General features: G+C 75.4%; 20 protein-coding genes. 13 read left to right on the top strand and 7 right to left on the bottom strand.

The features are described 5' to 3' along the window. Nucleotides 1-153: 153 nt before the first annotated feature. Nucleotides 154-936: a type 1 glutamine amidotransferase gene (locus LGQ04_RS10270; protein WP_229243609.1), complete on the top strand. Its 783-nt coding sequence runs from the start codon at nt 154-156 to the stop codon at nt 934-936. A gap of 28 nt (nt 937-964) precedes the next feature. Here the strand turns inward: LGQ04_RS10270 and LGQ04_RS10275 are convergent, their stop codons facing one another. The 5 genes from LGQ04_RS10275 to LGQ04_RS10295 form a co-directional block, all read right to left on the bottom strand. After that, nucleotides 965-1762 carry a PspA/IM30 family protein gene (locus LGQ04_RS10275; protein ID WP_229243610.1) on the bottom strand — a complete coding sequence of 266 codons (798 nt, stop codon included), beginning with the start codon at nt 1760-1762 and terminating at the stop codon, nt 965-967. An 87-nt stretch (nt 1763-1849) separates the two neighbouring features. Further along, a complete protein-coding gene (locus LGQ04_RS17435) occupies nt 1850-3964 on the bottom strand; it encodes a TPM domain-containing protein (RefSeq protein ID WP_308016391.1) in 2115 nt (704 codons plus the stop codon). A 447-nt stretch (nt 3965-4411) separates the two neighbouring features. Continuing rightward, nucleotides 4412-6109 carry a DNA repair helicase XPB gene (locus LGQ04_RS10285; RefSeq protein WP_229243611.1) on the bottom strand — a complete coding sequence of 566 codons (1698 nt, stop codon included), beginning with the start codon at nt 6107-6109 and terminating at the stop codon, nt 4412-4414. Further along, on the bottom strand, nt 6106-8691 hold the full coding sequence (locus LGQ04_RS10290) for a helicase-associated domain-containing protein (RefSeq protein WP_229243612.1): 2586 nt from the start codon (nt 8689-8691) through the stop codon (nt 6106-6108). The genes LGQ04_RS10285 and LGQ04_RS10290 overlap by 4 nt, the downstream gene beginning before the upstream one ends. Nucleotides 8692-8825: 134 nt before the next feature. Then, nucleotides 8826-9797 (bottom strand): hypothetical protein, encoded by a 972-nt coding sequence (locus tag LGQ04_RS10295; RefSeq protein WP_229243613.1) that lies wholly within the window; start codon nt 9795-9797, stop codon nt 8826-8828. A 267-nt stretch (nt 9798-10064) separates the two neighbouring features. Between LGQ04_RS10295 and LGQ04_RS10300 the strand changes: the two genes are divergently transcribed. The 3 genes from LGQ04_RS10300 to LGQ04_RS10310 are packed head-to-tail and all read left to right on the top strand — an operon-like array spanning nt 10065 to nt 14451. After that, nucleotides 10065-10448, top strand: a complete 384-nt coding sequence (locus tag LGQ04_RS10300) for a cold-shock protein (RefSeq protein WP_229243614.1) — start codon at nt 10065-10067, stop codon at nt 10446-10448. A 2-nt stretch (nt 10449-10450) separates the two neighbouring features. Continuing rightward, nucleotides 10451-11389: a DUF3027 domain-containing protein gene (locus LGQ04_RS10305; RefSeq protein ID WP_229243615.1), complete on the top strand. Its 939-nt coding sequence runs from the start codon at nt 10451-10453 to the stop codon at nt 11387-11389. Then, nucleotides 11386-14451, top strand: coding sequence for a sacsin N-terminal ATP-binding-like domain-containing protein (locus tag LGQ04_RS10310; RefSeq protein ID WP_229243616.1), 3066 nt, complete (start codon nt 11386-11388; stop codon nt 14449-14451). Before LGQ04_RS10305 ends, LGQ04_RS10310 begins: the two co-directional genes overlap by 4 nt. Before the next feature lie 16 nt (nt 14452-14467). Here the strand turns inward: LGQ04_RS10310 and LGQ04_RS10315 are convergent, their stop codons facing one another. Further along, nucleotides 14468-14719: a DUF2530 domain-containing protein gene (locus LGQ04_RS10315; RefSeq protein ID WP_229243617.1), complete on the bottom strand. Its 252-nt coding sequence runs from the start codon at nt 14717-14719 to the stop codon at nt 14468-14470. 426 nt (nt 14720-15145) lie between these two features. On the opposite strand from LGQ04_RS10315, the gene LGQ04_RS10320 reads away from it, so the two are divergent. The 9 genes from LGQ04_RS10320 (at nt 15146) to LGQ04_RS10360 (ending at nt 24740) form a co-directional block, all read left to right on the top strand. Further along, nucleotides 15146-16663 (top strand): sugar transferase, encoded by a 1518-nt coding sequence (locus tag LGQ04_RS10320; RefSeq protein WP_229243618.1) that lies wholly within the window; start codon nt 15146-15148, stop codon nt 16661-16663. An 18-nt stretch (nt 16664-16681) separates the two neighbouring features. After that, nucleotides 16682-17410, top strand: a complete 729-nt coding sequence (locus tag LGQ04_RS10325) for a hypothetical protein (protein WP_308016392.1) — start codon at nt 16682-16684, stop codon at nt 17408-17410. A 48-nt stretch (nt 17411-17458) separates the two neighbouring features. Continuing rightward, the gene (locus tag LGQ04_RS10330; protein WP_229243620.1) at nt 17459-18934 is read left to right on the top strand and encodes an NCS2 family permease; all 1476 of its coding nucleotides are present in this window, start codon (nt 17459-17461) and stop codon (nt 18932-18934) included. A 14-nt stretch (nt 18935-18948) separates the two neighbouring features. Next, nucleotides 18949-20223: a mannose-6-phosphate isomerase, class I gene (manA, locus tag LGQ04_RS10335; RefSeq protein WP_229243621.1), complete on the top strand. Its 1275-nt coding sequence runs from the start codon at nt 18949-18951 to the stop codon at nt 20221-20223. A gap of 43 nt (nt 20224-20266) precedes the next feature. Further along, nucleotides 20267-20725, top strand: coding sequence for a MarR family winged helix-turn-helix transcriptional regulator (locus LGQ04_RS10340; RefSeq protein WP_229243622.1), 459 nt, complete (start codon nt 20267-20269; stop codon nt 20723-20725). Continuing rightward, the gene (locus tag LGQ04_RS10345) at nt 20722-22068 is read left to right on the top strand and encodes an MFS transporter (RefSeq protein WP_229243623.1); all 1347 of its coding nucleotides are present in this window, start codon (nt 20722-20724) and stop codon (nt 22066-22068) included. Before LGQ04_RS10340 ends, LGQ04_RS10345 begins: the two co-directional genes overlap by 4 nt. 135 nt (nt 22069-22203) lie before the next feature. Further along, a complete protein-coding gene (locus LGQ04_RS10350; RefSeq protein ID WP_229243624.1) occupies nt 22204-22875 on the top strand; it encodes an ABC transporter permease in 672 nt (223 codons plus the stop codon). 101 nt (nt 22876-22976) lie between these two features. Further along, entirely contained in the window at nt 22977-23957 is a 981-nt protein-coding gene (locus tag LGQ04_RS10355) for an ABC transporter ATP-binding protein (protein ID WP_229243625.1), read from the top strand. A 3-nt stretch (nt 23958-23960) separates the two neighbouring features. Then, nucleotides 23961-24740, top strand: a complete 780-nt coding sequence (locus LGQ04_RS10360; protein ID WP_229243626.1) for an ABC transporter permease — start codon at nt 23961-23963, stop codon at nt 24738-24740. A 157-nt stretch (nt 24741-24897) separates the two neighbouring features. Here LGQ04_RS10360 and serC read toward each other — a convergent pair whose 3' ends face one another. After that, nucleotides 24898-26067, bottom strand: a complete 1170-nt coding sequence (gene serC / locus LGQ04_RS10365; protein WP_229243627.1) for a phosphoserine transaminase — start codon at nt 26065-26067, stop codon at nt 24898-24900. Between the last annotated feature and the right edge of the window lie 139 nt (nt 26068-26206).

The following is a 26206-nucleotide window of genomic DNA, read 5'->3' on the forward strand; positions in this document are numbered from 1 at the left end:
CGTGCTCCCTTCCGGGCCGCGACGTTCGCGGCCGTGCAGGGGGTTCGACGCCCTTGCGGCACCGGATGGGTGGTCCGCCGGTCCCGTTCCGCGCCGGTGCTCCGAGGTCGCGGTTTGCGCCGTACCGGGGGCCACTGGGTACGGTCGTCCTTCGTGACCACGTTCGACACCACCGCAGAGAGCGTCCGCACCGCGGCCCCGATCGCCGCGCCCGACGCGCGCGTCACCGTCGTCCAGAGCTCGCCGGACGTCACCCTCGACACCTTCGCCGAGCACCTGCGCGCGGACCTGCGGGTCGTGCGGGCGTACGACGGCGAGCCCGTCCCCACGCTCGACGAGGTCGGCGACGGCCTCCTCGTGCTCGGCGGGCACGTGTCCGCGCACGACGACGCGCGCGCACCCTGGCTGCCCGCCCTGCGCGACCTCCTGCTCGCCGCCGCCGGGTCCGGCGTGCCGACGCTCGGGATCTGCCTCGGCGCCCAGCTCCTCGCCGTCGCGGGCGGCGGTCGTGTCGAGGTCGGTGCCCCGCCCGGCCGGGAGGTGGGCGCGACGCGGCTCTTCTGGCGGCACGAGGCGGCGGACGACCCGCTGCTCGGCGCCCTCGCGAGCGGCGACGCGCCCGTGGAGCACGTGGTGAGCGCGCACGCCGACGCGATCGTCGAACTGCCGGCCACGGCGGTGTGGCTCGCGTCGTCGAACATGTACCCGTACCAGGCGTTCCGCCTCGGGTCGGCCGTCGGCGTCCAGTTCCACCCCGAGGCGTCCTGGGCAGGCCTTGCCGGCTGGTGCGACCGCTACGACGACGTCGACACCGCGGCCGTGCTCGCCGGGCTGGACCCGCACGCCGACGCGATCGCCGACGGCGGCCACCGCCTCGCGCTCGCGTTCCTCGCCGAGGTGCGCTCCGCCGTCGGGCAGCGGGCCGTCCCCGCCTGACCCGTCCCCGCGTGCCGGGCGCTCGCGGTCACCAGTCCGACGGGGGTGCGTCCTGCGTGCCCGTCCCGATCTGCGGGGTGACCTGCGTGGGGGAGACCTGCGGCGCGGGCGCCGAGCCCTGCTTGAGCGCGGCGAGCCGCGCCTCGATCTCCACCGACTCGCCCGACTGCTCCAGCTCGGCGAACTGCGCGTCGATGCTCGACGCCGCGACCTCGGCCTGGCCCAGGGCGAGCGCCTCCTCGCGCCGCACCATCTCCTCGTAGCGGGACAGCTCGCTCGTCGGGTCGAGCACGTTGATGGAGCCGAGCGCGCCCTGCACGGTCTGCTGCGCCTGCGCGCTCTTCTGCCGGGCGACGAGCGAGTCTCGCCGGGACCGCAGGTCGGCGAGCTTGTCCTTCATCGTCGCGAGACCGGTCTTGAGCTTCTCGACCGTCTCCCGCTGCGACGCGATGAGCGGCTCGGCCTGGCGCACCTCGCCCTCCGCGGTGATCTGCCGCCCCAGCGCCACCTTGGCGAGGGCGTCGAACTTCTCCGCGTTCGCCGTGTCGCCGGCCGCGCGGTAGCGGTCCGCCTGCGCGGACGCGGCGGCGGCCTTCTGGCCCCACTCCTGCACGGCGGCGACGTCCTCGTTGTGGTCCTGCTCGGCGAGGCGCAGGTTCCCGATGGTCTGCGCGACGGCCTGCTCGGCCTCGGCGATGTTGTTCGTGTAGTCGCGCACGAGCTGGTCCAGCATCTTCTGCGGGTCCTCCGCGCTGTCGAGGAGCGCGTTGATGTTCGCCTTCGTGAGCTGGGCGATGCGCCCGAAGATGCTCTGCTTCTCCGCCATGCTGCCTCCCTGGTCGATGCTGCCGTTCTTCCGTCGTCCGACCCCCGGCCCGAGTCGTGAGTCCGCGGGTGCCGCGCAGGTGCGGCGCTAGAAGCGCCCGCCGCGCCCCGAGCGTCCGCCCGAGGCCCGTCCGCCCGAGGACCGGCGGCCCGAGGACCGCGCGGACCGACCGCCGGGTCGCCCGCCCCCGAACCCGCCCCCGCCGAATCCCCCGCCGAAACCGCCGCCGAAGCTCCCGCCGCCGAACCCTCCGGACCGTCCGCCGCCCCCGCGCAGGATCGAGTCGAGCAGGATGCCGCCCAGCACCATGCCGCCGACGCCACCGGACCCGCCGGACCCGCCGCCGGTCCCGCCCCGTGAGGCGTCCCAGCGCTCCGCGTCCTGCTGCGCGAGGCGCGCGGCGGACTGGGCCTGCGCGTCGGCCTCCTGCGCGCGGTGCAGGGCACCCGCCGGGTCGGACGGCTGCAGGGCCCGTGCCTCGCCGAGCAGCCGGATCGCCTCGGCCAGGCGCGTGCGTGCCTCGGGCCCGACGGCGCCCCGCCGCGTCTCCACGTAGTCGTGCGTCGCGCGGACCTGCGCGTCGACCCGTTGCACCGTCTCCCGCAGGAGCGCGTTCGCCCGCGCGGCCTGCTCGGCGTGCTGACGGAACGGTGCGAGGGCGGCGTCGAGCGCCGCCTCGGCGTCGGTGAGACGGCGCAGCGCGGCCAACGGGTCGCCGCCGTCGCGCACCCCCGCCGCGACGTCCGCCGCCGCGCGCGCCTCGTCGAGCGCGGGCGCGACGGACGCGTCCTGCGGTGCGAGGCGCGCGGCGTCGGCCACGTCCGCGCGGATCGACGCGAGGCCACGTTCCAGGCGGGCGCCCGCGTCCGCGAGGTCCGTGCCCGCCCGCTCCACCGCGTCGAGGAGCGTCACGGCCTGACCCACCGCGTTCTGCGCCGCCCGCGCGAACGCGACCGCCCCCGCGCGGTCCTTCGCCGCCAGCGCCTCGCGCCCCCGCGACACCGCCCCCACCGCGTCCGCGAGCAGCGCCTCCGCCTGCTCCGGGTTCGGCGCGACCGACGCCAGCGCCGACGCCGGGTAGGTGTGCGCGAGCGTGCCCAGCGCGGCGCGCGCCGCCGGCACCCGCGCCGCGACCTCGTCGGCGCGGCGCTCCGTCTCGTCGAGGACGCGCGGGGCGTCCGCCTGCAGGTCGCGCAACGCGTCGAAGCCCGCGGCCTGCGCGTCGAGACGGTCCGCCACGTCGTCGCACAGCTCGACGACGCGCGCCAGCATCGCCCGCGCCTCGGGCTCGGTCTCCGGCTCGGCGTCGTCCAGGCGGCGCCGCAGCGCGAACGCCTCCGCGACGGTGCGGCGCGCGTCGTCGAGGACGGTCGAGAACTCGCGCGTCGCCTCCACGCCGAACTGCGCCTGCGCGAACCCGAGCTCCTGCTCCGACGTGCGCAGGGCGTCGTCGACCGACACGAGCGCCGCGCTCGCCCGCCGGTCCAGCTCCTCCGTCGGCACCTGCTCGGCGTCGGCCGCGCCGCCGGTGCCGCGCCCCGGCGTGCCCGCCCGGCGGCGCCGGTTCACGACCGCCCGGACCACGAGCACGACGAGCAGCACCAGCACGCCGACGACGACGAGCACGAGGAACCCGCTCACGCCGCCCCCGCCCGCGGCGTCGCGCATCGTGTCCGCCGCCGCGACCGCCGCACCCGCCCAGTCGTCGGCCCGCAGGTGGTCCTCCACCACAGACTCCACGCGGTCCAGGTCCGCGTCGGACAGCGCGACGTTCGTGTCGTACGACAGCCCGTACCGACGGTCCTGCGTCGCGACCGCGAGGAGCACGTCGTCCACGCCCAGCCCCGACGCGTTCGCCGTCGCGTTCGCCCAGTCGATGCCGTCCAGGCCGTCGAACCCCGGGACGTACACGACGAAGAGCTGCAGGTCCGTGTCGGCGGCCAGCGCGTCCAGCGCGTCCTGGACCTCCTGCGTCGCGTCGCCCAGCACGCCCTCGGGGTCGGTGATCTCACCCGCGACGTCGAGCGGCGCCTCGACGCGCACGGAGGCCGCGGACGGCGTCGTCACCGCGGAGGCGTGCGGGGCGAGCAGCAGCGACACGCCGAGGACCGCACCCGCGAGGATCGGGACGACGCCGCGCAGCGACCGTCTGCCGCGCCCCGTACCCCGGGACGGGACGAGACCGCGCGCGAGCACTCCCACGGCCCCGATCCTTCCCCGGCACCCCGGCACCTGCAATCGCTACGGACGGTGCCGAGGCAGAACCGTCGTCGAGGCGAGGGAGAACCGTGGTCGTGCGAGGGAGAACCGTGGTCACGCGAAGGAGAACCGTGGTCCCGCGAGGAGAACCGTGGTCACGCGAGCGAGAACGCACAACGAGCTGCCCGACGTCGGGCACCCCAGCAGCGTGGTGACGTCACCTGGAAGGCAGCCGCCCCAGGGCCTCCCGAGGTGGGGCTCCCGCGATCTGTCTCGCGCAACCACGGTTCTCCCTCGCGGGACCACGGGTCTACCTCGGGCAACCACGGTTCTACCTCGCGGGATGCCCACCCGTCACTGCACGACGCCCAGGTCCTCCGCGCTTGTGGTCGGCCCGGGCGTCGTTCCGTGCCGGGCGGGTGCCCGCTCCTTCGTCGCGGGCCCCACCCGTCACTGCACGACGCCCAGGTCCTCCGCGTCGACGATGCGGTAGGCGTACCCCTGCTCGGCGAGGAACCGCTGCCGGTGCGCGGCGAAGTCCTGGTCGACGGTGTCGCGCGCGACGACGGCGTAGAAGTGCGCCGTGCGGCCGTCGGCCTTGGGGCGCATGACGCGGCCGAGGCGCTGCGCCTCCTCCTGGCGGGACCCGAACGACCCGGAGACCTGGACGGCGACGGACGCCTCGGGCAGGTCGATGGAGAAGTTCGCGACCTTCGACACGACGAGCCGGGAGACCTCGCCGGAGCGGAACGCGTCGAAGAGGCGTTGACGTTCGCGGACCGTCGTCGCGCCGGTGATGAGGGGCGCGTCGAGGTGTTGCGAGAGCTCTTCGAGCTGGTCGAGGTACTGGCCGATGACGAGCACCTGGTCGTCGGGGTGCTGGGCGACGATCTGCTCGACGACGCGGTTCTTGCCGGTCGCGGTGGCGGCGAGGCGGTACTTCTCCTCGGGTTCGGCGATGGCGTAGGCCATGCGGTCGGGCTCGGGCAGGGTGAGGCGCACCTCGACGCAGTCGGCGGGGGCGATGTAGCCCTGCGCCTCGATGTCCTTCCACGGGGCGTCGTACCGCTTGGGGCCGATGAGGGAGAACACCTCGTCCTCGCGGCCGTCCTCGCGCACGAGGGTCGCGGTGAGGCCGAGGCGTCGCCGCGCCTGCAGGTCGGCGGTCATGCGGAAGATGGGCGCGGGCAGGAGGTGCACCTCGTCGTAGACGACGAGGCCCCAGTCGCGGGCGTCGAGGAGCTCGAGGTGCGTGTAGACGCCCTTCCGCTTGGTCGTGAGCACCTGGTAGGTCGCGATGGTGACGGGCTTGATCTCCTTGCGCGCGCCGGAGTACTCGCCGACCTCGTCCTCGGTGAGCGACGTGCGGCGCACGAGCTCGTCGCGCCACTGGCGCGCGCTGACGGTGTTGGTCACGAGGATGAGGGTCGTGGTGCTCGACCGGGCCATCGCGCCCGCGCCGACGATGGTCTTCCCGGCGCCGCACGGGAGGACGACGACGCCGCTCCCGCCGTGCCAGAACCCGTCCACGGCCTGCGCCTGGTAGGGCCGCATCTCCCACGGCTTCGGCTCCTCGCCCTCGGCGCGCGGCGGCGTCGTGGGGCTGAGCGCGATGGGGTGCTTCTCGCCGTCGACGTACCCGGCGAGGTCCTCGGCGGGCCACCCGAGCTTGACGAGGACCTGCTTGAGGTGGCCGCGCTCGGACGGGTGGACCTTGACGCACGCGACGACGCCCTCGCCGACGGGTTCGACGTGCTCGCCCACGAGCCCGGCGGTCCGCTTGGACTTGAGCACCTCGGCGAGCACGGCGCGGTCGGTCGCCTCGAGGACCAGGCCGTGCACGGGGTGCTGCGCGAGCGTGAGGCGCCCGTAGCGCGACATCGTCTCGGCGACGTCGACGAGCAGGGCGTGCGGCACGGGGTAGCGCGAGTACTCGATGAGCGTGTTGACGACCTGCTCCGCGTCGTGGCCGGCGGCGCGCGCGTTCCACAGCCCGAGCGGCGTGAGCCGGTAGGTGTGCACGTGCTCGGGCGCGCGCTCCAGCTCGGCGAAGGGCGCGATGGCGCGGCGCGCGTCGTCGGCGCGCGGGTGGTCGACCTCGAGCAGGAGCGACTTGTCGCTCTGCACGATGAGGGGTCCGTCGGTCATGCGTCCTCCTTGCCGTGCGGTGCCGCCGCGGGGGTGGCGGGGGCGACGGACGCGATGCGATGCACCGCGACCGTGAGCTCGGCGTCGCGCGCCGGGTCCTGCGCGCGCAGCCGTCCCGCGTCCAGGGTCAGCGGGCGCACGAGGCGCCGGGCGGGTGAACCTGCCGGTCCGACCACCTCGAGCCACACCGACGAGCCGTCGGCGATCGCCTCGCGCAGCAGCCCCAACGCCTCCGCGGGGTCGGTTGTTCCGCCGCCGTCGGAGGTGGCGCGGCGCGTGCCCGACGCCGCCCGGCCGGCCCCGGCACCTCGCTCGCCGTCCTCGCGCCGCACCCCGTTCACGGGTGCGCCCGCCGCGCCGTCGTCGGGTGCGCCGTCCGGTGCTCCGCCTCGTCCGGGCCTGCGGGAGCGCTCGTCACGCCCCGTCCGGCCTGGGTCGCGGTCCGCGGCGCGCAGGCGCGCGACGAGCAGCGCGTACCGCGCGACCTGGGCGTCGCCGCCGTCCGTGCCACCGCCGTCCGCACCGTGGTCGCCCGGCCCGAACCCGGCGGCCGCGGCGCGGGCCCGCCGACGCCCGACCACGACCCGGCCGCCGCCCTGCGCGCGGGGCCGCCGCCCGCCGTCGGGCACGAGCACGCGCCCGTCCGGCCCTTCGACGGCCGAGACGACCCCGTGCTCGCGCAGCGCGGCCTGGAGCTCGGCGGCGGGGACGGCGGCGGCGACGACCGTGGGGGCGAGGCGCACGAGGCCGAGGTGCCGCAGGCCGGGCGCCTCGGCGAGACCGGCGAGCAGCGCGGGGTCCTCCGCGCGGACGTAGCTCGACGCGGTGCCCACGCGAACTCGGCCGTGGCGGCGGGCGGCGTCGCGCACGAGGTAGTCGAGCGGTTGGGGGACGGGGGTGCGCGAGTGCGCGGCGAGGTCGTCGAGGAGGTCGTCGGCGGTACGCCCGTGGTCGAGGGCGCGCACGACCGACTCCGCGGTGAACCGGACCGTGGTCGCCGCGCCGCGCGACTCGACGTCGGCGGCCACCTCGACGAGCCGTTCCAGCGCGCCCGACGGTCGCCCGGGGACGATCCCGGTGAGGTCGCCCTGGAGGAGGATCTCGTCGACCTGGGCCGGCAGGACCGCCTCGAACGCCGCGGCGAGGTCGTCCTCCGTGGACCCGCCGAGGAGCGCGAGGCCCGGCGCGGACAGGGCGCCCGCGCCCGTCACGCCGAGCAGCGCCGCCTCGCGCAGCAGCCCGGCGACCGCCTGCTCGGGCGGCACGGCGCGCGGGGTGCGCCACCGCAGCACCTCGACGACGTCGCCCGCCGTGGGCCCCCGGCCGGGGAGCGTCGCGAGCACGTCGAGCACCGACGCGCGCAGCCGCGGCACCCAGGGCCGCCACAGCTCCGGGTCGAGCGCGCCGCGCAGCGCCCCCTTCTCGTCCCGGCTCCCGACGAGCCACGGCGTGCGCCGCGACCGCCACCAGCCGCGCGCGAGCGTCGCCCACCGGTCGCCCAGGTCGTCGTCCAGCCAGTCCTCGGCCGCGGGGGTCGCGGTGAACGACGGCGGGTCGTCGCCGTCGTCCTCGACGAGCCCCGCGGCGGCGGCGAGCTCGACGACCGCGGCGGCGGTGGCGTCGTCGGTCTCGAGCGTCGTGGCGGTGCGGCGCAGGTCGCGCACGCCGAGCCCGCCGGAGCGCAGCACGCCGGGAGGGTTCTCCTGCCAGGCGGTGACGAGTCGTGCGACGAGCCGGACGGCCTCGAGCCCGGCGGACGCGGACTCGGCGCCGACGGTCCCCGGCGGGACCTCGCGCAGGCCGGGCACGGGCGGCGTGGTCCGGACCTCGCGCGCGGTGCGACCGCCGCGCAGCGCGAGCCCCACCTCGCGCGGGAGCACGACGTGCCGGTCGTCCGTCGGGCGCAGGTAGTCGTGGTCGACCAGCCAGCCGACGGCGCGGCGCGCGGCGGGGTCGGAGCGCGGTGCGACCCCGACGGGCGGCCCCCAGGTGAGCGCGTCGAGGATCGCGGCCGCGCCGGGCGGCGCGTCGTCGGGCAGCGGCACGACCGCGCCCGGCGTCGTGGGCGTCGACACGCCCGTCGCGGGGCCGAGCCCGGCCGGGTAGGGGCCGAGGATCTCCGCGAGCCCGGGGGAGGGGCGTCGTCGTGCCGGTCCGGCGCTCGCGGCCGGCTGTGTCGCGGCCGGCTGTGTCGCGTCCGGTTCCGCCGCCTCCGGCGACCACACGAGCGCCGCCGCGTCGAGGTCGTCGAGCGTGCGCCCCACGAGGGCGACGCCCTCCGGGCCGTCAAGACCGAGGGCGTGCGCGACGTCGGCCGGGCTCACCGGACCGGACACGGGGTCGAGGACGAGCACGGCCTCGAGCACGTGGAGCTCGAACGCGTCGAGTCCCGCCAGGACGCGTTCGAGGCTCGTGCGGCTCGACGCGCGCGCGGCGAGCGACAGGAGGGTCGACGGCGACGGCGAGCCCAGGTCCGGGCGGCGCCTCAGCAGCGCGACGAGTCGCGCGTCGTCGCTCGCGCGCAGCACGTCGCCGAACGTCGCGGACCGTCCGGGCCGCGGTCCGGTCTGGGAGGTGGCCATCCGTTCGATGCTACGCGTGCGCGGTGCACCAGGTCGGCGCACCGAGGTCGGCGGACCGGGGCGAGGTCGGCACTCCCGGTCCGCCGAGTTCGTCCAGGTCTGCCGACCTCGGTGCACACCGGGGCCCCGACCGATCAGGACACGCCCTGCCGACGGCGCAGCGGCGGCAGCGCACGATCCACCCGGAGCCCTGCCATCACCTCCGGCGGGACGCGGCGCAGGACCCGGCGCGCGACGTCCGAGGGGTCGTCGTACGCGGTGCACCGCAGCACCCGGAACCCGAGGCGTTCGATCGCCTCCTGCCGCCGCTTCTCGGCGACGAGCACCGAGCCGGGGTCCGACGCCGGGGCGACCCCGCCACGATCCGTCCGGTACTTCACGAGCCCGTCGAACTCGAGCAGCAGCCGCCAGGCCGGCCACCCGACGTCGGCCCGGACGTCGCCGACCTCCGTGCGCAGCGGGACCTGGGTCGTCGGCCGCGGTAGTCCGAGGCGGAGCACGAGATAGCGCATCCACGACTCCCACGCCGACTCGGCGCCGTCGTCCGCGAGCGCCAGCACGTGGCGGGCGCGGCGGGTACCGCGTCCCGAGCCGGCCGCGTCGAGGAGCACCGCCACCTCCTCGCGGCGCACCCCGGCGGCGAGGGCGGAGTCGGCGAGCACCAGTCCGTCGAGCGCCGGGAGCGTGCGCAGGCAGTCGGCCACCGTCCGGGGCAGGGACGTGACGGGCAGGCCGCGTACGACGCGACGGTCGGCGGGCGCGACGGAACCGACGTGGCGGCGGAGGTCCTGCGCGGCGGATCCCGAGCGCCGGTAGGACTGCACGACGTCGGTGCGGTCGGGGGTCTCCCAGAGCCGGAGCCGGTGGACGAGCGCCGCGGTGGTGTGGCTGAACACGTGGTCGGCGCGTAGCGACCGGTGGACGGCGCGGGCGGTGTCGAGGAGGCGCTCACGTCCTGCCGCGTGCCTCGACGGCTGCGGTGGGGGTGCGTCACGGTAGGCGCCGTGCCGGAGGCGTTCCCACTCCCCGGTGGCGGAGGCGTGGCGCACCCGCTCCTCGGGGTGGTCGCGGGCGAGGTGGATGCGGTCGTCGTCGGGGGTGAGCACGCGGCCCAGCGTGCCTGCGTGTCCGTGCCGTGGGGACGGGGCGGGTCCAGGTCTGTGGATGGAGGCCACGGGACGACGGCCTGTGGACGGCGTGGCGGCGGTGCCGAGCTCGGCGGACGCGGGCGAGCTCGGCACGTCCGGTCCGCCGACGTCGGCGGGGTCTGCCGACGTCGGCGCGGGTGCCGCCGGGCCGGGAGGATGCGGCGACCTGCCGGGGCGGCCGGTAGCCTGGGGGTCCTGGTCCCTTCGAGCACGAACGAGGTTCACGTGCCCACCGGCAAGGTCAAGTGGTTCGACACCGAGCGCGGGTTCGGCTTCATCGCCGCCGACGACGGCGGCGAGGTCTTCCTGCACGCCTCCGCGCTCCCCGCGGGAGCACCCGCGCCCAAGCCGGGCTCCCGGCTCGACTTCAGCGTCGCCGACGGTCGTCGCGGCCCGCAGGCGCTGTCCGTCACGCTCCTCGACCCGCCCCCGTCGGTGGCCAAGGCGAAGCGACGCTCGGCCGAGGAGATGGCGGTGATCGTCGAGGACCTCATCAAGGAGCTCGACGGCGTCGGCAACGGCCTGCGCCGCGGCCGTTACCCGGAGAAGAGCAAGGCGACGAAGGTCGCGGCCGTGCTGCGCGCGGTCGCGGACGAGATCGAGGTCTGAGCATGGGTGCCGTCGCAGCCGCCACGGAGCGCGCGCAGGGCGTGTCCGCCCGGGCCGCGCGCGACACCGTCCTCGTCGGCGCGGCCGACCTCGCGCGCGCCGCCGCGGAGGAGGTCGCGCAGAGCCCCGCCGACGTCGGCGAGCACCTGGGGACCGTCGCGGAGGCCGACCGCCTCATCTCGCACCGGTTCGCGTGCACGACGCGCGGGTACGCGGGCTGGCACTGGACGGTCACCCTGGCGCGCGTGCCCCGTGGCCGCACCGCGACGGTGTGCGAGGTGGAGCTCCTGCCGGGCGACGGCGCGCTCCTCGCGCCCGCGTGGCTGCCGTGGTCGGAGCGGCTGCGCCCCGGTGACGTCGGGCCCGGGGACGTCCTGCCGTTCCGCGCCGACGACCCGCGCCTGGAGCCCGGCTACGTGGCGACGGGCGACGAGGAGCAGGACGCCGTCGCGATCGACGAGCTCGCCCTCGCGCGCGCCCGTGTGCTGTCCCCGCAGGGTCGTGACGAGGCGGCCGAGCGGTGGTACCGCGGCTCGCGCGGCCCCACGGCGCGCGGCGCCGTCGCGGCGAGCGCCGAGTGCGGGTCCTGCGGCTTCCTCGTCCCGCTCCAGGGCGCGCTGGGCCAGGTGTTCGGCGTGTGCGCGAACGCGTGGTCGCCCGACGACGGCAAGGTCGTGAGCCTCGACCACGGCTGTGGCGCGCACTCCGAGACGGACGTGGACCCGCAGCCCAGCGACTGGCCGGACACGGCGCCGCTCGTCGACGAGCTGCACGTCGAGCTCGTCTCCGTCCTGGAGGCCGCGGCCACGGGCTCCGCCGCCACGGACACGGACGCCGCCACGGGCACAGACCCAGCCACCGACACCGCCGCGGACACCGACGCCGCCACCACCGACTCCGCCGAGACGCGCCCCGCCGCCGAGGACGAGCCCTCCGCGTGACGCCGGACCCCTTCGGGACCGAGGCGCTGCGACGCGCTGTCCTCGAGGCCTGGCGCTCGTCGCCGACGCGGCTGCGCGAGGACGCCAACACGGAGGAGGACCACGCCCACGGGTCGTACCGCGGGCGGGTCGTCGTCGAGCTCGCGCAGAACGCCGCCGACGCCGCGACGCGCGCCGGCGTGCCGGGTCGCGTGCACCTGGGGCTGCGGGCGCCGTCGGGCCCCGAGGACCCCTGGGTGCTGCGGGTCGCGAGCACGGGTGCGCCGCTCGACGCGGCGGGCGTGGCGTCGCTGGCCGCGATGCGCGCCTCCGCGACAGGGTCCGGTGCGTCGGGCGCGACCGTCGGTCGCTTCGGGGTGGGGTTCGCCGCGCTGCGCTCGGTGGCCGACGAGATCCGGATCGGCTCGGGGGAGCGGGCGGTCGAGTTCTCCCTCGCGCGCACGCGCGCCGTTCTCGCGGGCGAGGAGGCGCTCGCCTCCGAGGTCGGACGCCGGGGCGACCGCCTCCCGGTCCTGCGCCTGCCGTTCCCGGCTCGCACCGACGTGCCCGCCGGGTACGACACGGTGGTCGAGGCCGTGCTGCGCGACGACGAGGCCGTCGCCGCCGTCCGGTCCGAGCTCGCGGACGTCGGGGACGCGCTGCTCCTCGCGCTCCCCGCCCTGGCCGAGGTCGTGGTCGACGACACGACCACGCGCCGCGTCGCGGACGTCGCCGACCGCTGGACGGTGCTGCGCCGGTCCGGGACGGTCGACGCCGCGCTCCTCGCCGACCGGCCGGTGGAGGAGCGCACGCGCACGGGGTGGTCGGTGGTGTGGGCGCTGCCGCGCGGGAGCGGGACGGCAGCTGACGCCGCGCCCGACGTCGTGCACGCCCCGACGCCGACGGAGGAGCCGTCGTCGTTCCCCGCGCTCCTCGTGGCGTCGTTCCCGCTCGACCCGTCCCGGCGGCACGTGTCCTCGGGGGCGCTCGCGGACCACGTGGCGCGGCGCGCCGGTGAGGTGTACGCGGAGCTCCTGGCGTCCGTGGCGCCCGAGCGCGGCGCGCGCGTCCTGGAGCTCGTCCCCACGGGGCTGCCGCGCGGTGCCGTGGACGCGGCCGTGCGCGACGCCGCGGTCCGGGCGCTCGCCACGACGCCGTTGCTGCCGTCCGCGGCCGGCGACGAGGACGGGTCGCTCGACGGCGGCGCGGACCTCCTGCGACCGGACCGCGCCCGCCTGCTCGCGGGCGACGTCGGGTCCGACGCGCGGCTCCTCGCCGCCCTCGGGGGCTCCGACCTGGTGGCGGTCCCGCCCGCGCTGGCGGGTGCGGCGTGGACCCTGGGCGTGCAGGTGGTGGACCTCGGGGACGTCGTGGACGCGCTGCCGACGTCGTGGCCGCCCGCGCGGTGGGCCGCGCTGTACGACGCGGTGGCGCCGTGGGCGGGCGACCGCCGGGTCGTGGACGCGCTCGGCGCGGTGCCCGTGCCGCTGGCGGACGGGCGCACGGTCCGGGGCCCGCGCGGGCTGCTGCTGCTCGACGACGGCGGGTCCGGGGCGCGGGACCTCGCCGACCTCGGGCTGCGCGTCGTGGACTCCCGCGCCGCGCACCCCCTGCTCGAACGCCTGGGCGCCCGGACCGCGGACGTGCGCACGGTGGCGGCGGACCCTGCGGTGCGTGCGCACGTCCTCGCCGCGGCGCGCGACGCCGAGGACGGGGAGGACGTCGTGGACCGCGTGGACCGGCTGCTCGGGCTCGCGGCGGCGGTCGTCGCGGGGCACGAGGGGTCGGCGGCACGGGTCGGTGCGGTCGACGCCGCGACGGTGGGCGCCCTCCCGTTCTGGTGGGGCGAGCTGCCGCTGGTCGACGCGTCCGGGGAGCGGGCCCCGGCCCGGTCCCTCGCCCTGGACGGGTCGTGGGCGGCGCGGTCGCTCGACCTCGACCTGGTCGACGCCGACGTGGCCGCGCGATGGGGCGAGGAGGTCCTGCGGGCGGTGGGGGTCGCCGTCGGGCCGACGGTGCTGCGCGTGCACGACGTCCTCACCCCGCTGCCCGGCGAGGAGCCCGACCTGCGCAGCGCCGAGCCGGAGGGCTGGCTCCCGGACTGGGACGCGTACCTGGCCCACCTCGGGGACGTGCTCGGGCCGGGCGTGTTCGTCGGGGACGTGGTCGCGGTCGCGGACCTCGACGCGGTGCCCGACGACGCGTGGCCGGGCGTGCTCGCGGACCTCGCCGCGGACCCGGGCGCGCGGGCGGCGCTGCTGCAGCCGGTGCGGGCACCGGGCGGGGCGGGCGTCGCGGCGTCGTACACCGCGTGGTGGCTGACGGAGGAGCTCGGGGGGCCGTTCGCGCTGGGCGGGGTGCCGTTCCTGCGTCCCGTCCCGCCCGCGCTGCACGGCCTGGACGACGACGTGCTCGTCGCACTCGGCGGCGTCCGGGACCTGGGCGACGTCGAGGCCGCGCGGTGGCCGGAACTCCTGGACGGTCTCGGGCCCGTCGGCTCCCGGGTCCCCGCCGAGGACGCACTCGCCCTGTGGCGTGCTCTCGCGGTCCTCGCCGAGCGGGGCGAGCAGCTCGACCCCGCCCCCGACCGGGTCCCCGCGATCGGGTCGTCCGGGGTGCCCGTCGTCGCGGAGGCCCGCGACGTGGTGGTCGCACCCGACCCCCGGTGGGCGCCGTCGCGCCCCGTGGTCCCGGTACCGCCGTCCCTGGTGGACGACGCCGCCGACCTCCTCGACGTCGACGTCCCCCCGCAAGACGGCCCCGACCCCGACGGCCCGGGCACGGCGGAGCCGGTGCCTGCGGGCGCGGCGCGCGCGCTCCCGGGGCTGCCGTCGACGTGGTGGCGGCACGGGCGCCTGACGGTGGCGGGCGTCGTCGTGCCGTGGTGGGTCGTGGGCGACGGGGAGCGGGCCCGGGTCCACGCGGTCGACGTGGCGGGGCTCGCCGCGGGGCTCGCGGCGGCGTCGGGCCGTTTCGCGGCCCGCCACGTCCTGGTCGACGTGCTCACCGACGCGCTCGCGGGCGGCGACGTCGACGCCGCGCTGGCGCGGTCCGCGTGGGACTCGCCGGCCGGGGCCGGCTGACGGACGGAGCCGTCGGTCAGCGGTCGGCGGGTGCGCGGTGCCGGTGCTCCCACCACAGTGCCGCGCCGCCGAGGAGCAGCCCGGCGACGCACGTCGAGACCCCGCGCGGTCCGGCCGTCCCGGTCACGAGGAGGACGCCGCACACCACGAGCGCCACCGTCCACAGCCCCATCCCCGCGAGGATCACGGCGCGCAGGTCCACGCGCTGCGGCTCGGGCTCGGCGCGGCGACGGTCGGGGTGCAGGAGGAGCGTGACGAACGAGGGCACGCGGTCATCGTATCGACAGGTCGATTTCACCCGGGGGGCCCTGTCACGCCGGACCCTGGTGCGCGATCCTGTCCTGGTGTGAGCAGCCGACAGGGCGTGACGCCCGGCACGCGAGGACGGGTGCCGACGCAGGGGGCCGCGCGGTGCGACGGGGCAGGCGGAGGTGGCCGGCTGTACGGCGGGTACTCCGACGGTAGCCCGCCGGGGCTCCGCGGAACACCATTTGTGGACACTCGTCCAACAAACTTCTGGCCCGGCTCGCGCGCCGCGTGTCCGCGGGAACACGCCGCTCGTGAGGCGTCGGACGGCCGCGCGCGGCCGACCTTCTCACCCGGGTGAAAGCCCGGCTAAACCCTCGTTGGAAAACTTCGTCGAACCCTAGGATGAGTCGCCATGCAGGGGATTGAGCAGACCGGAGGTGGACGGATGTCCCAGAGCGTCTCCGTGGCCGGACGGCGCACGCTGCGCACCCTGCTCACCACCTCGCCGGCAGCGCGCGTGCGGGCCGCCCGCGCCGCGTTCCACGACCACTCGTGGCAGGTCTCCTACCGGCGCCGACTCGCCGTCACCGACACCGCCGTGATCGTCGTCGCGGTCCTCGTGGCGTACTTCGTCCGCTGGGACAAGTTCATCGAGGAGCCCGTGCGCGCCGACGTCCGCGTGCCGTACGTCGTGCTCAGCCTGCTCGTCGGCCTCGCCTGGTCCCTGTCGCTCGTCGCGTCCCGCACGCGCGACCCCCGCGTCATGGGCAGCGGCCCCACCGAGTACCAGCGCGTGTTCGACGCGACGTGGCGCCTGTTCGCGGTGCTCGCGGTGCTCGCCTTCCTGCTCCGTTTCCCCGAGGCGCGCGGGTACCTCGCGTTCGCCTTCCCCCTCGGCCTGGGCGGGCTGCTGGCCGGCCGGTACGCGTGGCGCCAGTGGCTGCACCGCCAGCGCGGCCGAGGCCTGGCGCGCACCGCCGTGCTCGCCATCGGGCACCGCGACCAGGCGGAACGGCTCATCCGTGACCTCAACGGTCGGTCCGAGTCGGGCTACCGGGTCGTCGGCGTGTGCGTGCCGGCGGGAGCCGTGGGCGCCGACGAGGAGATCCGTGGGGTGCCGGTGCTCGGCGAGCTGCGGCACGCCGGCGAGGTCGCGACCCGGATCGGCGCCGACACGGTCGCTGTCTCCGGCTCGGACGCCATCACCGCCGAGGTGGTGCGCCGGCTCGGCTGGGAGCTCGAGCCGTACGGCGTCGACCTCATGCTCACGGCCGAGCTCGCCGACGTCGCGGGCCCCCGGATCACCATCACTCCCGCCGAGAGCGTCGCCCTGCTGCACGTCGACGCCCCCCGGTTCACCGGCCCGCGCTTCGCCGTGAAGTCGGCCACCGACTGGATCGGTGCGGCCGCGCTCGTGCTGCTGCTCCTGCCCGTGCTCCTCGTCGTGGCGCTCGCCGTCCGGTGCACGAGCCGCGGACCGGTCCTGTACCGGCAGGAGCGGGTCGGGCGCAACGGCCGGACCTTCCCGATGTTCAAGTTCCGCTCCATGCGCGAGGGCGCGGACCGTGAGGTCCTGTCGCTGGCCGACGTCGACGACGGCTCGGGACCGCTGTTCAAGGTGCGCGAGGACCCTCGCGTCACGCGTGTCGGCCGCGTGCTGCGCCGCTACTCGCTCGACGAGCTGCCGCAGCTCTTCAACGTCCTGCGGGGCGACATGAGCCTGGTCGGTCCGCGCCCGCCGCTGCAGCGCGAGGTCGAGCAGTACGAGACGTCGGTCCGGCGGCGGCTCCTGGTCAAGCCCGGTCTCACCGGCCTCTGGCAGGTGGGCGGCCGTTCCGACCTGTCGTGGGAGGAGAGCGTGCGGCTCGACGTCTACTACGTCGAGAACTGGACCCTCTTCGGAGACTTCCTCATCCTCGCGCGGACCGCCCGCGCCGTGTACTCCGGGCACGGCGCCTACTGAGGTCGGGGGCGGTGCACCGTGCGGGTCTCGGTCGTCGGCTGCGGTCGGCGCGGCGTGCTGCACGCGGCCTGCCTCGCCGCGGCGGGGCACGACGTCGTCGCCCTGGAGCCCGACCGGGCCGCGCGCCGCGCCCTGCGTGACGGCCCACTCTCCACGGAGCCCCGGTTGCGCCGGCTGCTCGCCCTCGCGCTCGTGAGCGGGCGGTTGCGCGTCACCGGCGACCGGACCGCGCTCGCCGGCTCCCGGGTCCACGTCCTGTGCACCGGGCGGGGAGCCCCGCGCGCGTGCGGTGACCCGGCCGTCGACGACCCGTCGGGCGACGCGACCGCGCGCGCCCGGGCGATGCTCGTCGCGCTCGAGGAGCTCGCCCCCCACCTCGGGCCGGGCGACCTCGTCGTCGGCCGGGACCGTGTCCCGTGCGGGACCGCGGACCTGCTCGCCGCGGCGCTCGCGTCCGACGGCGTGCGGGCGACCGTCGTGTGGGTGCCCGACGAGCACCGTCGTGGGCGGGCGGTCCTCGACACGCTGCGCCCGGCGCGACTGCTCTACGGGGTGCCCGACGGCGCCCTCGGCCCCCGTGCCGTCGGCATCCTCGACGCGCTGCACGACCTCCAGCTCGCGGGCGGCGTCCCGCGCACGACGACGGACCTGCGGACCGCCGAGGACGCCCGTCCGGTCCGGGACGGGCGCGCGGACGCGCCGTTCACCGACGCGTCACCACCGTTCGTCCGGCTCGGGGCTGCCTGAGGGCGCGTCGTTACCGTGTCGAAACCTGGCTCTGGCAGCATTCTCCCCATGTCTTCCCCCACCTCCGTCCGTGAGGACGAGCAGGCCCCGCCGCCTGCCTCGAACGCGCTCGACCGCTTCTTCAAGATCACCGAGCGCGGCTCGACCGTCGGCGCGGAGATCCGCGGCGGTCTCGTCACGTTCTTCGCCATGGCGTACATCGTCGTCCTCAACCCCCTGATCATCGGGACGGTGCAGGACGGGACGGGGGCGTTCCTCGGGGGCGGGGCGGAGCCGGACTTCGGCAAGGTCGCCGCCGCGACGGCGCTCGTCGCGGGCGTCATGACGATCGCGATGGGCGTGTTCGCCAACTTCCCGCTGGGCCTGGCCGCGGGACTCGGCCTCAACGCGGTCGTCGCCTACTCGATCGCGTCCCTGCCGGGCGTGACGTGGGCGGACGCCATGGGCCTCGTCGTCATCGAGGGCCTCATCATCCTCCTGCTCGTGCTCACCGGGTTCCGCGAGGCCGTGTTCAAGGCGGTCCCCGTCGAGCTGAAGACGGCGATCAGCGTCGGCATCGGCCTGTTCATCGCCCTCATCGGCCTCGTCAACGCGGGCTTCGTCACCGCCGGCAGCGGCACGCTCCTCGCGCTCGGCGACCTCGGCACGTGGCCGGTGCTCGTGTTCGTCGTCGGTCTGCTGCTGACGATCGTCCTGTGGGTCCGCAAGGTGAAGGGTGCACTGCTCGTCTCGATCCTCACCGCGACCGCGCTCGCCGTCGTGCTGGAGAACACGCTGCACATCGGGGCGAAGGCGCCCGACGGATCGAACCCGGACGGCTTCAACCTCAACGCGCCGACGTTCGACGGGGTCGTCGACGTGCCGGACTTCGGCCTCATCGGGCAGTTCTCGCTGCTCGGGTCGTTCCAGAACATCGCGCTCGTCACCGTCGTGCTGCTCGTCTTCTCCCTTCTCATCGCCGACTTCTTCGACACGATGGGCACGATGGTGGCCGTCGGTGCCGAGGGTCGTCTCCTCGACGCGCAGGGCAACCCGCCCCGCACGCGCGCCATCCTCGTCGTCGACTCGATCGCGGCGGCGGCGGGCGGCGCCGGGTCGGTGTCGTCGAACACGAGCTACGTCGAGTCGACCACGGGCGTCGGCGAGGGGGCGCGCACCGGCCTCGCGGCCGTCGTCACCGGCGTGGCGTTCCTGCTCACCACGTTCCTGTCGCCGCTCGTCGCGCTGGTGCCCTACGAGGCGGCCGCGCCGGCGCTCGTCTTCGTCGGGTTCCTCATGATGACGCAGGTCGCGGGGATCTCCTGGCGCGACGTCGAGATCGCGATCCCCGCGTTCCTCACCATCATCGTCATGCCGTTCACCTACTCGATCGCCGACGGCATCGGGGCGGGCTTCATCGCGTTCGTCGTCATCAAGCTCGCGCTGGGCAAGGTGCGGGCGATCCACCCGCTCATGTGGGTCGCGGCGGCCATGTTCGTCGTCTACTTCCTCCTCGGTCCGATCCAGGAGGCGCTGGGCCTGTAGGCCCACGCGGCGGCATGACGGGGGCGGTGCGGCGGACGGCTGCGTTCTACCGGCTCGACAACACGGTCCAGCGGTACGACTGGGGGTCGACCACCGCGATCCAGGGTCTCCTGGGCGCGGAGGTCGACGGTCGGCCCGCGGCCGAGATGTGGATGGGCGCGCACGTGCTGGCGCCCTCCCGGGTGACCGCGGTGCCCGGTTCCGGCGGCGACCCCGGCGGGGCGGTGTCGGGCACGCTCCTGGACCTCCTGCGGGCGGACCCGGTGGGCGTGCTCGGCACCCGCGTGCTCGACACGTACGGCCCCCGCCTGCCGTACCTGCTCAAGGTGCTCGCGGCGGACCGCGCGCTGTCCCTGCAGGTGCACCCGCACCCGCACCGGGCGCGCGCGGGGTTCAACCGGGAGAACCGGGAGGGGGTGCCCCGGGACTCGCCGGAGCGCAGCTTCCACGACGACCAGCACAAGCCCGAGATGGTGGTCGCCGTCTCCCGGTTCGAAGGGCTCTCGGGCTTCCGCCGCCCCGCCCGCATCCTCAAGCTGCTCGACGGGCTCGACGGCGACCTCGTCGCGAGGATGCGCACGGAGATCGAGGCACGGCCGACCGAGCCCGGCATCCGGGCCGCGTTCACCCTCGCGCTGCACGCCCGGGCGGAGCCGGGCCTGGCGGCGGACCTCGCGCGGACCGTCGCGTCGGTCCGGGACCGGGCGGGGCGTGCCGGTGGTCCCGGGCCCCGCACGTCCCGGCGCGCGGACGCGACGGTGCTCTCCCTCGCGGAGCAGCACCCCGGCGACCCGGGCGCCGTCGTGTCGCTCATGCTCAACCGCGTGACGCTCGAGCCGGGCGAGTCGATGTTCGTCCCGGCGGGCCACGTGCACGCCTACCTGTCCGGGTGCGCGGTCGAGGTCATGGCGAGCTCCGACAACGTGCTGCGTGCCGGGCTGACGACCAAGCGGGTCGACGTCGACGCCCTCCTCGAGTGCGCCACGTGCCTCCCGGGTCCCGCGGCACGGCCGCGGGTCGTGCGCGACGACGTCTCCGGCCTCACCACGTACCGCGCCTCGGTCCCCGAGTTCGCGCTCGTCACGGGCGAGGTGCGGGGCGACCGCGCGCTCGCCCTGCCCGACGCCGGCCCGCGCGTCGTCCTGTGCCTCGCCGGGGAGCTGGAGCTCGCCGCGGGGGCCGACGGCGCGCTGCGGCTCTCCCGGGGCGAGTCGGTGTTCGTCCCGCACGCGGCGGGGGCGCTCTCGGTCCGGGGCGACGGGCAGGTCGTGGTGTCGTACGTCCCCTGATCGGGCCTGTCCTTACCCGAGGTAATGAGTTAGGGTAAGCATCATGCCTGCTGCGGACCCTGCTGCGCCCACGCGCGACCAGTGTCGTCCCGCACCCCTCGGCGGCGAGCTCCGCGTCGCCCTCACCCGCATCTCCCGTCGACTGCGCTCGCAGCGCGGGGAGGCCGACCTCCCGGAAGGACAGTTCGGCGTGCTCACCGTGCTGCACAAGCACGGCGAGATGTCGCCGGGGGCGCTCGCCGAGCACGAGCGGGTGCGCCCGCCGTCGATGACGCGGGCCGTGAACCGCCTCGTCGAGCTCGGCCTGGTGGAGAAGGTCGAGCACGCCACGGACCGGCGCCAGGTGGTCGTCCGCCTCACGGACACCGGCACGCACGAGGTCTCCGAGACCCGGCGCCGACGCGACGCGTGGCTCACGCAGCAGCTGACCGCCCTCGCCCCCGACGAGAGAGAGACCTTGGCCCGCGCCAGTGAGCTGTTGATCAGGATCGCCGCCCGATGAGCGCGACGTTCACCTCCCTCAAGTACTTCAACTACCGCGTCTGGTTCGCTGCCGCCCTCGTGGCGAACGTCGGCACGTGGATGCAGCGCATCGCCCAGGACTGGCTGGTCCTCACCGACCTCACCGACGAGTCCGGCGTGGCCGTCGGCATCGTGACAGCGCTGCAGTTCGCGCCGGTCCTCGCCCTGTCCGCGTGGGCGGGCCTCCTCGCCGACCGGCTCCCGCGACGTCGGCTCCTCATGGCCACGCAGGGCGCGATGGGACTGCTCGCGCTCGGCCTCGGCGCCCTCGTGCTCTCCGGCCACGTCCAGCTCTGGCACGTCTACGTCTTCGCCACCCTGCTCGGCGTCGTCACCGCGTTCGACAACCCGGTACGGCAGACGTTCGTCGCCGAGATGGTGCCCGCCGACAAGCTGTCCAACGCCGTCGGGCTCAACAGCGCGTCGTTCAACGCGGCCCGGCTGATCGGCCCGGGCGTCGCCGGCCTGCTCATCGCCGTCGTCGGCACCGGGTGGATCTTCGTCGTCAACGGCGTGAGCTTCGCGGCGACGATCCTCGCGCTCGGCGCCATGCGCACCCGCGAGCTGCACGCCCTGCCCAGCGTGCCACGGAGCAAGGGGCAGATCCGCGAGGGCATCCGCTACGTGCGCGGCCGCACGGACATCGTCGTCATCATGGTGGTCGTCGGCGTCGTGTCGACGTTCGGGCTCAACTTCCAGCTCACCTCCGCGATGATGGCGAAGGTCGAGTTCGGGATGGGCCCGGGGGAGTACGGCATCCTCGGCTCGATCCTCGCCATCGGCTCCCTCACCGGCGCGCTCCTCGCCGCGCGGCGCGAACGGCCCCGCGTCCGGCTCGTCATCGGGTCCGCGTTCGGCTTCGCCGTCGCCACCGGTGCGATGGCGCTCATGCCGACCTACCCCAGCTTCGCCGTCGCGTGCATCCCCGTCGGCCTCGCGTCCCTCACGATGATGACCGCGGCCAACTCGACCATCCAGATGAGCGTCGACCCCGTCATGCGCGGACGCGTCATGTCCCTCTACATGATCGTCTTCCTCGGCGCCACGCCCGTCGGCTCGCCCGTCGTCGGGTGGATCGCCGAGGCGTGGGGACCTCGCTGGGCCATCGGCGTCGGGTCGATCACCGCGGCGCTCGTGTCCGTCGGGGCGGCCGTGTGGGCCGTGCGCAACTGGCACCTCGAGGTCCGCTACCGCGTCCTGCAGCGACCCCACCTCGTCGTGCGCTACCTCGACGGCGGCACCGCCGTGGAGAGCGGAGCCCGCGCCGAGACCCGTCGCCGGCTCGGTGCCGAGGACGCCGAGGAGGCGGCCCGAGCCGCCTGACCACGGGTGCTCGTCCCCACGCCCTCCACGAACATCGCAAAACCGACTTCTTGACAGTCCGACGCCTCGCGCTGTTGACTCTCCGGCGTCACGGCCCGAGGCAGTGGGGCGACGGGGGACTGGCGGGGGGCCGGTGTGCACGAACGAGCGGTTGCGACGCGTTCTTCTTTTGTCGAGCTCTCCGTCGTCAACGGGCGGCACCTCGTCCGTGATCCCCGGACCGGGCTCGCGACGGTCTTCGTGTTCGCGTTCTACCTCGTCGTCGTCTTCGTGCTCGACGCGACCTTCGCCGACGGCGCCGCGCAGGTCGACCTCGTCCGCCTGAACCTGGGAACCGCGCTCGGGGTCGGCCTCATGAGCATCGCGTTCCTCGGTACGGCGGTTCCGCTCGTCGCCCTGCGCGAGCGCGGCACGCTCAGACTGCTCGGCACCACACCCGTGCCCCGCGGGCTGTTCCTCCTGTCGATGCTGCCGGTGCGTGTCGTGCTCGCCGCCGGGGAGGGCCTCGTCGTCCTGGTGATCGCTGCGGCCGCCGGCTACACGGGCGGCGCGGGCGCCGGGCGCCTCGCCGTCACCATGATCCTCGGCATCGCGATGCTCTTCGCACTGGCGTTGCTCTTCGCGGCACGCGCCCGCAGCGCGGAGACGGCGCAGCAGGCCATGGCCACGTTGCCCCTTCTTCTCATCGCGCCCGGCGGAGGGATCATCCCGGTCGGCTTGCTCCCCGACGCGGTGCAGGTCGTGTGCAACGCAATTCCGACCACGTGGCTGATCGCCGCACTCGGGGTCGACCTCGCCGGGACTTAGGCCTTCGCGAGCGTTCCCGTGCTGTGGGGGCTGATGGCCGTCGTGACCGTCACCTCCGGCTGGTTCGCGGCGCGGAGGTTCGTGTGGGACCAGGGGGACAGGTGAACCAGGTGCAGGGGGGCGACGTGCAAGGCGAGGGCGGCGAGAAGGTCATCGAGGTCGACGGACTCGTCAAGCGGTACGACGACGTCCGCGCGGTCGCCGGCATCACGTTCGCCGTCTCCCGGGGTGAGATCTTCGGCCTGCTCGGTCCCAACGGGGCGGGGAAGACGACGACGATCGAGTGCCTCGTGGGGCTGCGCGACCCGGACGAGGGGACCGTACGCGTTCTCGGGATCGACCCCGCGGTCGACCGGGCCACGGTCACCGCCCGCCTCGCGGTCCAGCCGCAGTCGGCCAGCCTCTTCGACACGCTGACGGTGCGCGAGACGCTCCGCCTCTTCGCGTCCTTCCATGCCCGCCCGCTGACTCCGGACGAGGTGATCGAGCAGATCGGCCTGGAGGAGAAGTCCCGCGCCCGGGTGAAGAACCTGTCCGGCGGTCAGCTCCGGCGGCTGCTGCTCGGTGTCGCGCTGATCTCCGACCCGGAGAACGTCGTTCTGGACGAGCCCTCCGCCGGTCTCGACCCTGCTGCCCGGCGTGCACTGTGGACGGTCATCGCGGAGCTCGGGCGACGGGGTACGACCGTCGTGCTGTCGACGCACCACATGGACGAGGCGACCGAGCTCTGCGACAGGGTGGGCATCGTCGTCGGGGGGCGGCTCGTCGCGCTCGACGCGCCCGACGAGCTGGTCCGGCAACGGAACGCTGACGCGGTCGTGTCGTTCTCGGTCGGTGCGGACACCGAGCGCGCGCTGCTCGAGAGCCTCGGGGAACCCGGCACCGTCACCGTGGACCGCACTGGCCGGACGTGTCGGGTCAGCGTGCGGACCTCCGAGCCGGACGCCGTGATGCGTCGGGTGACGTTCACCGGAGGCGTCTCGGCATCAGACTTCGCGATCCGACGCGGGACGCTCGAGGAGCTCTTCCTGGAGCTCAGCGTCGCCCCGGAGTCCTTCGGCTCAGCACGTGGGAACCGTTGACCCGTGCGTCGTGATGTCCGTTCCTCGGCAGTTGTGGAGCTGTCGCGCGGCATGGCGTCGGAGCTGTTCCGGAGCAACCGCGCCGTTGTCGCGATGCTCGTCTCCTTCGGGTGTCTCCTGGCGGTGAGCGCTCTCGTCGACCACCTCGTGGGGAAGGCGACGGGTGTCCGATCGACGGTGCTCGACGACAACCTCGCGGTCCTCCTCGTCGTGGGCCTGGCAACCGTCGCGGTCTCGGGGACCGCGTTGTCACTGGCCACCATGCGTCACCGCGGGACGTTGCGGCTCCTCGCGACGACTCCCGTCCCCCGGGCAGCGATCCTGGGGAGCCAGGTTCCTGTGCGTGCGGGTGTCGCGTTCGTCGAGACGGCGGTGGTGGTCGCCCTCGCGGCCACCCGCGGACTCCTGACTCCGGCTGAGCTCCCCGCGCTGCTCGGCGTCGTGGGGGGCGGGTTCGCCATGCTGCTGGGTCTCGGCCTGCTGCTCGGCGCCCGCATGCGCGATCCGGACCTCGCGCTGCAGGTCGGAGGCGTGGTGCCGGTGGTCGTGCTCTTCACGGCGGGCAGCGTGATCCCGACGGACTCCGTCCCTCGCGCGTTGTCCCTCGCGATCGACGCGCTGCCGACGACATGGTTCGTGCGTTCGCTCGACAGCCTGTTGACAGGGTCGCCGCCCGTGCTCCCCCTGCCGGTCGCGGCAGGTGTGCTCATTCTCGCGGGAGCACTTCTCGTCGCCCTCGGTGTGCGCTTCTTCGACTGGGGCCGGGAGCCCGTTCGTCGGTGACGGGTCGCCCTTCCGTCGCGAATCGCAGGCGTGCGTCCACCGGTTTCGCACCCCCAGACCGAGCACCGCCAGCGACCCTGCCCGTCGGCGTCGCTCGCCGGTCCGAGGAGAGTGACGACGACCCTCGCCCGACCTCCTCGGCTCGGCCGGCGCGGCCTCAGGCCAGTCGCTCGACCACGTGGTCGACGCACGCCGTGAGGGCGCGGACGTCGTCGGGCTCGATCGCGGGGAACATCGCGACGCGCAGCTGGTTGCGGCCGAGCTTGCGGTAGGGGAAGACGTCGAGGACGCCGTTCGCGCGCAGCGCGGCGACGACGGCGGTCGCGTCGACCGCGTCGTCGAGGTCGATCGTGCCGACGACGGTCGAGCGCTCGGCCGGGTCGGCGACGAACGGCGTCGCCCAGTCGCGCGTCTCGGCCCAGCCGTAGAGGTGCGCTGCGGACTCGGCGGAGCGACCCGCGGCCCAGGCGAGGCCGCCGTTGCCGAGCAGCCAGTCGACCTGCTCCGCGAGCATGACGAGCGTGGCGACCGCCGGGGTGTTGAGCGTCTGGTCCTGGCGCGAGTTCGCCGCCGCGGTGCGCAGCGAGAGCGACTCGGGCACCCACCGGGTGCCGCTCGTCTCGACCTCGTCGGCTCGCGCGAGGGCATCGGGGGAGCAGACGGCGAGCCACAGGCCGCCGTCCGACCCGAAGACCTTCTGCGGGGCGAAGTAGTAGACGTCGGTCTGGCCGACGTCGACGGGGAGCGCGCCCGCGCCCGACGTCGCGTCGACGAGGGTCAGTGCACCGCGCTCGCGGGACCCGGGCACGCGGCGCACGGGCGCCATCGCGCCCGTCGAGGTCTCGTTGTGCGGCGTGGCGTGGACGTCGACGTCGTCGGCGGGGGCGAGGTGCGCGACCGTCCCGGCCGGTGCGGAGATCACCTGCGACGGGTCGAGGAACGGTGCTGCGGTCGTCGCGGCGGCGAACTTCGCGCCGAACTCCCCGAACGCGGCGTGCTGGGCCTTGCGCCGCACGAGGCAGGCGGTCGCGACGTCCCAGAAGGACGTGGACCCGCCGTTGCCGAGGACGACCTCGTACCCGTCCGGCACGTCGAAGAGCGTCGCGATCCCCTCGCGCACGCGGCGCACGAGCGCGCGGACGGGCTCCTGGCGGTGCGACGTCCCGAGAAGGTTCGTGCCGGCGTCGGCCACGGCCCGCACCTGGGCGGAGCGGACCTTGCTGGGACCGGAGCCGAAGCGCCCGTCGGACGGCAGCAGGTCCGCGGGGACCCGGATGGTGGCGGGGTCGGCGGGGCGGACGTCGGCGGGGCGCGCGGGCTCGGTCACAGCGTCACCCTACGCGCGCGCGGAGGACGACCGGGCGGTCGATCCAGGGCTGACGGGGTCCGTGTCACGGGAGCGTCGGCGCAGTCCCGCGAATCCCTCCCGGGAGCGTCAGCGGATCGTCATACACTGGCCCGACGGC

The sequence above is a fragment of the Cellulosimicrobium marinum genome (genome assembly GCF_020551945.1).
Taxonomy (GTDB): domain Bacteria; phylum Actinomycetota; class Actinomycetes; order Actinomycetales; family Cellulomonadaceae; genus Cellulosimicrobium; species Cellulosimicrobium marinum.

Bases quoted from the DNA above. Each gene is read 5' to 3' on its own strand.
- LGQ04_RS10320 (WP_229243618.1), top strand. From the start codon at position 15,146: ATGTCCCAGAGCGTCTCCGTGGCCGGACGGCGCACGCTGCGCACCCTG.
- LGQ04_RS10290 (WP_229243612.1), bottom strand. From the start codon at position 8,691: ATGGCCACCTCCCAGACCGGACCGCGGCCCGGACGGTCCGCGACGTTC.
- LGQ04_RS10275 (WP_229243610.1), bottom strand. From the start codon at position 1,762: ATGGCGGAGAAGCAGAGCATCTTCGGGCGCATCGCCCAGCTCACGAAG.
- manA (WP_229243621.1), top strand. From the start codon at position 18,949: ATGACGGGGGCGGTGCGGCGGACGGCTGCGTTCTACCGGCTCGACAAC.
- LGQ04_RS10330 (WP_229243620.1), top strand. From the start codon at position 17,459: ATGTCTTCCCCCACCTCCGTCCGTGAGGACGAGCAGGCCCCGCCGCCT.
- LGQ04_RS10340 (WP_229243622.1), top strand. From the start codon at position 20,267: ATGCCTGCTGCGGACCCTGCTGCGCCCACGCGCGACCAGTGTCGTCCC.
- LGQ04_RS10285 (WP_229243611.1), bottom strand. From the start codon at position 6,109: ATGACCGACGGACCCCTCATCGTGCAGAGCGACAAGTCGCTCCTGCTC.
- LGQ04_RS10345 (WP_229243623.1), top strand. From the start codon at position 20,722: ATGAGCGCGACGTTCACCTCCCTCAAGTACTTCAACTACCGCGTCTGG.
- LGQ04_RS10305 (WP_229243615.1), top strand. From the start codon at position 10,451: ATGGGTGCCGTCGCAGCCGCCACGGAGCGCGCGCAGGGCGTGTCCGCC.